The organism is uncultured Campylobacter sp. (assembly GCF_938030815.1).
In the GTDB taxonomy this organism is placed as follows: Bacteria; Campylobacterota; Campylobacteria; order Campylobacterales; family Campylobacteraceae; genus Campylobacter_B.
The window spans coordinates 1-8078 of the sequence record NZ_CALHII010000169.1 but is presented as its reverse complement, the minus strand read 5'-3'; the positions used below and the strand labels follow the sequence as shown (position 1 = coordinate 8078).

The window sequence follows — 8078 nt, the reverse complement described above, 5'->3', positions numbered from 1 at the left end:
CCTAGCGTGCCCAGTATCGCGCCCGCTTCTCCTATGTGCCAAAGCCCGAATCTCGTTGCGATCTGATGCCCCAAAAGAGCTCCGCCGCCGATGCCTACGTTGTAAATCGCCGAGTAAATCGATATCGCGACGTCGGTAGCGTCGGGAGCCAGCGCCAAAACCCTAATCTGCAAACAAAGCCCAAAGCCAAAAATTCCCACTCCCCAGACGAAAGCCGCGAGCAGCAGCGCCGCGTCATTTGTGACAAAAGCTTTTAACGTCAGCACCGAGGCTAGGATAAAGAGGATCGAGCAGATTAAAAAGGCGTTTGGAAAAGAGCGGTAAAGCTTTGAAAAAAGCACGCTAGCAAGAATGCCAGAAGCACCGAATGCAAGCAGAACGTAGGTTACGAAGTGATCGCCTGCGGGGTTAAATTTCGCCACGAAGGGCTCGACATAGCTGTAGGTCGTAAAATGCGCGCCTACGATCAAAAACGTCAGCAGATACAAAGCAAGCAGCATAGGGCGCTTTGCTAGCATCGGCAAGCTCGCAAGAGAGCCCGTGCGGCGACTCGGTAAAAACGGTAAAATTTTCCAAAGAAACAGCGCCTCCGCCGCCGCAAGCGCGCCGATTGCAAAAAACGTAATCCTCCAGCCGAAAAGCTCGCCGACCACGCGCCCCAAAGGAAGCCCCAAAACCATCGCAAGCGAGGTGCCCAAAGCCAGCATGCCTATGGCCTGAGAGCCTTTATTTATCGGCGCTACGCGCACGACGAGCGATGAGGTGATCGACCAAAAGATCGCATGCGAAATCGCGATGCCCAGTCGCGCGATTACCAAAACGGTAAAATTCCACGCTACCGCCGCCAAGACGTGGCTTAGCGTAAATAGTACGAAAAGTCGCAAAAGTAGCCTCTTGCGCTCGAGCTTTGAGGTTAGCAGCATCAGCGGCAGCGAAAGGATGCTCACCGCCCACGCGTAGATCGTGATGATTAGCCCCGTGCTCGTAACATCCATGCTAAAATCCGCCGCGATGTCACTTAACAGCGCCACGGGGATAAATTCCGTCGTGTTAAAAATAAAGGCGGCAAACGCCAGCGCGATAACTCTCGTGTAAGCGATTTTATGGACGTTCATCGGTTTTCTCTTTCTGGCTTTTAAATTTAGACTTTAAATTTAGCGCATTTAGCGGTTTTTAGCTTTTCGAGTTCTGCTCGGAATTTTAAAATTTTAAAATTCCGTGCCGTATATACGTGTCGCGTTTCGTGCTAAATCTAAGCGGAGGATTATAGCTAAATTTATCCTCCGCGCAGCTTGTGGAAATAGAATTTACGCTCAAAACGCAAAGTCGCATGGGGTAAAATTCACGTAGCGATCGATCGATGAAAATTTAAAATGAAATTTGCATCGCGCTCGGTAGGTGGCAATAAAATTTCTTATATTTGGCGGAATGCGCTGAAATTTTATATGCAGCGATGTTATAAGCCATAAATAAAATTTCGCTACGTTGAGCTTGGATGCGTATGGCGGTTGAGGCTTTGTAGTGGCTAAATTTTATTATCCAGTCTTGTTGCGATATGAGGTCTTTTTATCTTGTGGCAAGTGCATTTTTAAATTTCTTAATTTTCGCGCATTCCCGTCATTTGATATTTAGGTTAGAATTTCAAGCCAGACGGCTAAATTTACATTAATTTCTACCTGTTGCTTACGATCCGCGCTTAAAGTATGCAAAAAATTATTTTCAAAGCGGTGAAAGAGCCCGTCTCAAATCGCCCGCAATGCTCGTCTAAAACTGCCAGCAGATCGCGCTTGTAGCCCGCCTGCTGTGATAAAGCTTTAGAATTTTATTCGGTTTGCGAAGCATTTAAATTTTTAAGCAATAAATATGTAAAATTAGCGAAATTTGATAATTCCAAAGGAACTAAAAATGGCAAAAGTTATGAAAACGATGGACGGAAATGAGGCGGCGGCTTACGTCTCATACGCCTTCACCGAGGTCGCGGGCATCTATCCGATCACGCCTAGCTCGCCTATGGCGGATTACACCGATATTTGGGCATCGCAGGGCAAGAAAAACCTCTTCGGCATGCCCGTTAAGGTAGTCGAGATGCAAAGCGAGGGCGGCGCGGCGGGCACCGTGCACGGATCCTTACAAGCGGGCGCGCTTACGACGACGTACACCGCATCGCAGGGGCTTTTGCTAAAAATTCCAAATATGTACAAGATCGCGGGTCAGATGCTTCCGGGCGTCATTCATGTCGCGGCGCGCGCGCTTGCGGCGCAGGCGCTCTCCATCTTCGGCGATCATCAAGACGTCTATGCCTGTCGCCAAAGCGGCTTTGCGATGCTTGCAAGCGACAGCGTGCAGGAGGTGATGGATCTGGGCGGCATCGCGCATCTTGCGGCGATTAAGGGGCGAGTGCCGTTTTTGCACTTTTTCGACGGATTTCGTACGAGCCATGAAATTCAAAAGATCGAAGTGATGGACTATGCCGAGTTTGATCGCTTGCTGGATCGCGAGGCAGTGCGTAAATTTAGAGCCGATGCGCTAAATTCCGAACATCCTAAAACTCGCGGCACGGCCCAAAACGACGACGTGTATTTTCAGACACGCGAGCTAACCAATAAATTTTACGACGCGCTTCCGGACATCGTCGCGGAGTATATGAGCGAAATTTCAAAGATCACGGGGCGGTCGTACGCGCCTTTCGTCTATTACGGCGCAAGTGAGCCGCAGCGCGTGATCGTCGCGATGGGCTCGGTCAATCAAGCCCTTGAAGAAGTGGTCGATTATCTAAACGCGAAGGGCGAGAAAGTGGGCGTACTAAAAGTGCACCTCTACAGGCCTTTCAGCCTCAAATATCTTTTTGCCGCGATGCCTAAAAGCGTGCGTAAAATCGCCGTGCTTGACCGCACGAAGGAGCCCGGCAGCCTCGGCGAGCCGCTCTATCTGGATATAAAAGCCGCTTTTTACGGGCGCGAGGACGCACCGCTCATCGTGGGCGGTCGCTACGGCCTAAGCTCCAAAGACGTTGATCCCGCGCAGCTAATCGCCGCGTATGAAAATTTAAATGCAAAAGAGCCTAAAAACGGCTTTACGATCGGCATCGACGACGACGTAACTCATCTATCTCTACCCGTGGGAGATAAAATTTCGCTCGGCAGCGAGGATGAGACCGAGTGCTTATTTTATGGCCTCGGCGCAGACGGCACCGTGGGCGCGAATAAAAATTCCGTCAAAATCATCGGCGACAAAACAGATCTTTACGCGCAGGCGTATTTCGCCTACGATAGCAAAAAATCGGGCGGCTACACGCGCTCACACCTGCGCTTCGGCAAAAGACCGATCCGCTCGACCTATCTCGTCTCAAATCCGCATTTCGTCGCTTGCTCGGTCGCTGCGTATCTGGACATCTACGATGTCATCGGCGGCATCCGCGAAGGAGGGACCTTCCTTTTAAATTCCATCTGGGATGCCGAGCAGACGGCGGCAAAGCTTCCGAATAAGGTTAAAAAAATTCTAGCTGCCAGACGGGTAAAATTTTATATCCTAAACGCCACCAAACTAGCACGCGATATAGGGCTCGGAGGCCGTACGAACACGATCATGCAATCGGCGTTTTTCAAGCTTAGCGGCATCATCCCGTTTGAGCAGGCGCAAAGCTATATGAAGGAATACGCCAAGAAAACCTACGCCAAAAAGGGCGAGGCGGTCGTGGCGATGAACTGCGACGCGATCGATAGGGGTGCTGGCGCTTTGGTGCAGGTAGCGATCGATCCTGCGTGGGTAAATTTAAAGGATGACGCAGCGGATACGGACGATAAATACAAAGGCGACGAATTTATAGAAAAGATCGTAAAACCGATAAACGCGGCGCGCGGCGATAGCTTGCCGGTGTCGGCGTTTTTGGGGCACGAGGACGGCGGGTTTGACGCGGGCACGACGCGATTTGAAAAGCGCGGCGTGGGCGTCACGGTGCCTAAATGGATCGAGCAAAACTGTATCCAATGCAACCAGTGCGCCTTCGTCTGCCCGCACGCCGTAATCAGAGCCTTTTTGCTAGACGAAAAGGACGAGGCCGCCGCGCCTTTAAATTTAAAAGAGCACCTGCTAGAAGCCAAGGGCAAGGAGCTAAAGGGGCTAAAATATAAGATCCAAGTAAGCCCGCTAGATTGCACGGGCTGCGCGCTTTGCGCCGAAAACTGCCCGAGCAAGGAAAAATCGCTCGTCATGGTGCCGCTTGAAGAAGAACTCGCAAAAGGCGAGCAAGAAAGCGCGGACTTTTTATTCGAGCACGTAAGATACAAAGACGATTTGATGGACAGATCAAGCGTCAAGGGCGTGGGCTTTGCGCGCCCGTATTTTGAATTTCACGGCGCATGCCCAGGCTGCGGCGAGACGCCGTACATCACGCTGATCACGCGACTTTTTGGCGATCATATGATCGTAGCCAACGCTACTGGCTGTAGCTCGATCTACGGCGGATCCGCACCTTCGATGCCGTACCGCAAGGACGAGAACGGCCGCGGCGTTGCGTGGGCGAACTCGCTTTTTGAAGACAACGCCGAGTTCGGGCTGGGAATGAAGATCGCAAGCGAGACGTTGCGCCATAAGATCGAAGATCTGATGCTCGGCTCGCTCTCAAGCGTGCCAAACGCGTTAAAGGCGCTTTATCACGACTGGATCGAAAACAGAAACGATACGATAAAATCCGCTCAGATCAGAGACAAGCTCGTGCCGCTACTAGAACAAAATTTAGACGCGCCCGGGGTTCGTGAAATTTTAGAACTGAAGCAGTATCTAAACAAAAAATCGCAGTGGATTATCGGCGGCGACGGCTGGGCCTACGACATCGGCTACGGTGGGCTCGATCACGTGCTGGCTACCGGTGAGGACGTAAACGTGCTGGTGCTGGATACGGAGGTTTACTCAAACACGGGCGGACAGAGCTCTAAAGCTAGCCGCCGCGGCTCTATTGCGCAGTTTACCGCAGGCGGCAAGCGCGTTCAGAAAAAAGACCTAGGCCAGATCGCAATGACCTACGGCAACATCTTCGTCGCGCAGGTAAATTCCAATGCAAACCAAGCCGCGACGCTAAAAGCGATCATGGCGGCGGAGGCCTACCCGGGACCTAGTCTCATTATCGCGTATTCGCCGTGTATCGCGCACGGTATCAAAGGTGGCATGGGTAGCTCGGGCGATCAAGCCGAGCTTGCGAGCAAATGCGGCTATTGGCCGACCTACACCTTTGATCCGCGGCTTGCGGCGGAGGGCAAAAATCCGCTTAAAATTTCATCCAAAGAGCCGGATTGGTCGCTTTATGAGGAATTTTTGCTAAACGAAGTGCGCTACAACGCGCTTAAAAAGATCGATCCGGAGCACGCTGGCAAGCTTTATGAAGCCAACAAAGCCGACGCGATGAGGCGTTACCGCCAGCTCAAGCGGCTTGCCAATGCCGATTTCGGCGATGAGGTTATCTCTGCGGGCGTCGCGAGCGAGAATGTTTAAGCTTTGCGGCTATTTGTTGAAATTCCGGCTCTGCGAATTTTGCAATCCGGAATTTTATTAAATTTCGCGGGATTGCATAAAATTCCGTATAAATTTTAAAAGAGAAATTTATGAAAAAAATCGGACTAATCGGCGGCATGAGCTACGAATCTACGATTACCTATTATGATGGGATCAATCGCAAAATTAACGAGCGTCTAGGCGGGCTAAGTAGCGGCGAGATCCTGCTAAGTAGCTTAAATTTCGACGAGATCGAGCGGTGTCAAAGAGATAATGAGTGGGGCAGGGCGGGCGAAATTTTAGCTCGTCACGCGCGAGTTTTGCAAAGCGGCGGCGCGGATTATATTTTTCTTTGCACCAACACGATGCATAAGTGCTACGAGGCGATAAATGCCGCCATCTCCGTGCCATTCGTACATATTGCAGACGCTACGCTAAATGAGCTACGAAAGCATGGCGTGCAAAAAGTAGGGTTGCTCGGCACGATCTACACGATGACGCAGGATTTTTACAAGCGGCGCTTAATAGAGGGCGGCGTGGAGGTGCTCGTGCCAAATGCGGACGAAATGGAAGCGGTAAACGAAGTAATTTTTGATGAGCTTTGCTTCGGTAAAATCTTACCGCACTCCAAAGAGAAATTTTTACGGATTATTGAAGGACTTAGGGCTCGCGGCGCGCAGGGAGTGATACTGGGCTGCACGGAGATCGGGCTGCTCGTATCGCAAGCAGATACCGCCGCGTGGCTATTTGATACTACGCAGATCCACATCGATGCAGCAGTAAGTCTAGCTTTAAGCGAATAAATATCAAATATGAGCCGGTAAAATTCCAGCTTATAATTTCAAATTTTTATATATATTATCAGTTAAAATTAATCTTTCTCTGTTATAATAACGACTATCAATCATAGAAGGGGATGAAATGAACGTTTTAGTTATAGGAGCAGATGAGATTACGCCCATTAAGGCGGTTTTAAAAGACCTTGGCGCGAGCAATATCGAGCACTGGGACGCACGAAACGAAAATCGTGTAAATCGTAAGCCGATCCCGCAAGATACCGAGTGTGTCGTGATGCTTACGAGCTTTTTAAACCACAACACGATGAAAAAAATCAAAGGCGAAGTAAAAAAGCGCAAAATCCCGCTCGTATGCGCTAAAAGAAGCGTCAGCTGCGTATTTTGCGAATACTGTAAGGTTTTCAATTTAAATCAAGAATTCGGTTGCAGACCTTGCGAAGATGATTAAAATTCCAAGGAATTTAAGTAGTGACGGCAAGCCCAGGCAAGCGGTTAAAAAATCGTGCACTGCGTCGCGATCAAATGCTTACGACGATGAAACAGGCGAGCTAAATTTCAAGGATTTTTTAAATTCTAGTAAATTTAACGCTACTTGTCTTGCGCCCGTCGAAAGTAAGAAATTTAGCGGCAAATTTAAAAAGTTTTCAATTGGTAAATCGGACGCACTTAATCATAATGCCTCTAAGCCGTGCGTTGCAAAGAGTGCGCAAAAAGACGGCGCAAATAGGAATTTGACAGCAAGGGCTTTTTGCGACACTGGCTTAGCGCAAAAGAATTTTTTCTGCGCTAAGCGTTCGGACGAGAAATCAGCTTTGTTACGGGATATTGCCGCGCCAAAACGAGATATCGCGGCGCGCGAAAAACGCCAAAAAACGGATCTGCGGCGCGATAACGAGCTTATTGATGATGAAATTTTAAATGTTGAAGCTTTTAATAAAAAATTATTTGGTGGCGAAATTTTTGGCTTTGATGCGAACGGGCGCGAGATTGTGCCAGAGGCGCTGCGGGATTATAATGCGGCTTCGCGAGCGCGAGCGATGCTAGCTCTATATAATTTTAACGTTAATGCGGATTATAGAATTCCGCCCACAAATTTAAAGGGCGCTTCGCAGTTTCGTACCGCATTTTTAAATTTTATCGCTTCCGAGCTTAGGCGCGGAGCTTGTAAAATTTACCGTTTCAAGCCTGCCGTGAAATTTTGCGCGGCGGATAATGCGATAATCTTTGCTTATCTGCGCGATATGCCGCTGCCCGTATTTGCTGCCAAGCCCGCCTATAAGCTAACTCGCGCGATCGCGAGCTTGCGTAGCGGCGTACTGCTAAATGGAGACGATGCATTTCGCAATTTCGTGTTTTGCAAAATCGCGCTTCGCAATGCAGGCGCACAGCTGCAGCTTGTGGGCAAATCAGGCGAGCTCATCGTAGTTCGCAAGAGCGGTTTTAGCCTAGGCGTGGTTACGAGCTTTAAAAAAATTCTACATCAAAATCCAGCCATTTATGATAATGATATAAAAAAAGCGTTAGAGCTTTGCCGCAGAGCAAACCTCGATGCCGTGTATCTTGTATATCCAAAAAATGAAAATTTTAACCGCCATGTCGAGATAAAAAGCGAATGCTTTAAGGGAAATTTCATTATGAAATTAGTACCATACAAGCTTACCGACAAAATTTATTAAAAGGATACCAAATGGTTGGAATTATTTTTGGAAGCTCGATGGGCAATACCGATGATGAGCGCGGTGTATTTGTCTAGGTCATCAGGCACGATATCTGCGACGTTTTTTAGCTCGTTTT

Annotated in this window: 5 protein-coding genes; 4 read left to right on the top strand and 1 reads right to left on the bottom strand. The window is 49.1% G+C overall.

Features of this window, described 5'->3' with window-relative positions; all coding sequences use genetic code 11:
- Positions 1 to 1115: sugar transporter (locus tag Q0277_RS06660; RefSeq protein WP_297996692.1), on the bottom strand; the 1115-nt coding region annotated here is incomplete at its 3' end.
- Between the two features lie 790 nt (positions 1116 to 1905).
- On the opposite strand from Q0277_RS06660, the gene nifJ reads away from it, so the two are divergent.
- From nifJ to Q0277_RS06640, 4 genes are all read left to right on the top strand, one after another.
- A complete protein-coding gene (gene nifJ, locus Q0277_RS06655) occupies positions 1906 to 5487 on the top strand; it encodes a pyruvate:ferredoxin (flavodoxin) oxidoreductase (protein WP_297996690.1) in 3582 nt (1193 codons plus the stop codon).
- 110 nt (positions 5488 to 5597) lie between these two features.
- A complete protein-coding gene (locus Q0277_RS06650; protein ID WP_297996688.1) occupies positions 5598 to 6290 on the top strand; it encodes an aspartate/glutamate racemase family protein in 693 nt (230 codons plus the stop codon).
- A gap of 118 nt (positions 6291 to 6408) precedes the next feature.
- Entirely contained in the window at positions 6409 to 6732 is a 324-nt protein-coding gene (locus tag Q0277_RS06645) for a DUF2325 domain-containing protein (RefSeq protein WP_005870807.1), read from the top strand.
- A complete protein-coding gene (locus Q0277_RS06640) occupies positions 6725 to 7960 on the top strand; it encodes a hypothetical protein (protein ID WP_297996686.1) in 1236 nt (411 codons plus the stop codon). Before Q0277_RS06645 ends, Q0277_RS06640 begins: the two co-directional genes overlap by 8 nt.
- The last annotated feature ends 118 nt before the right edge of the window (positions 7961 to 8078 follow it).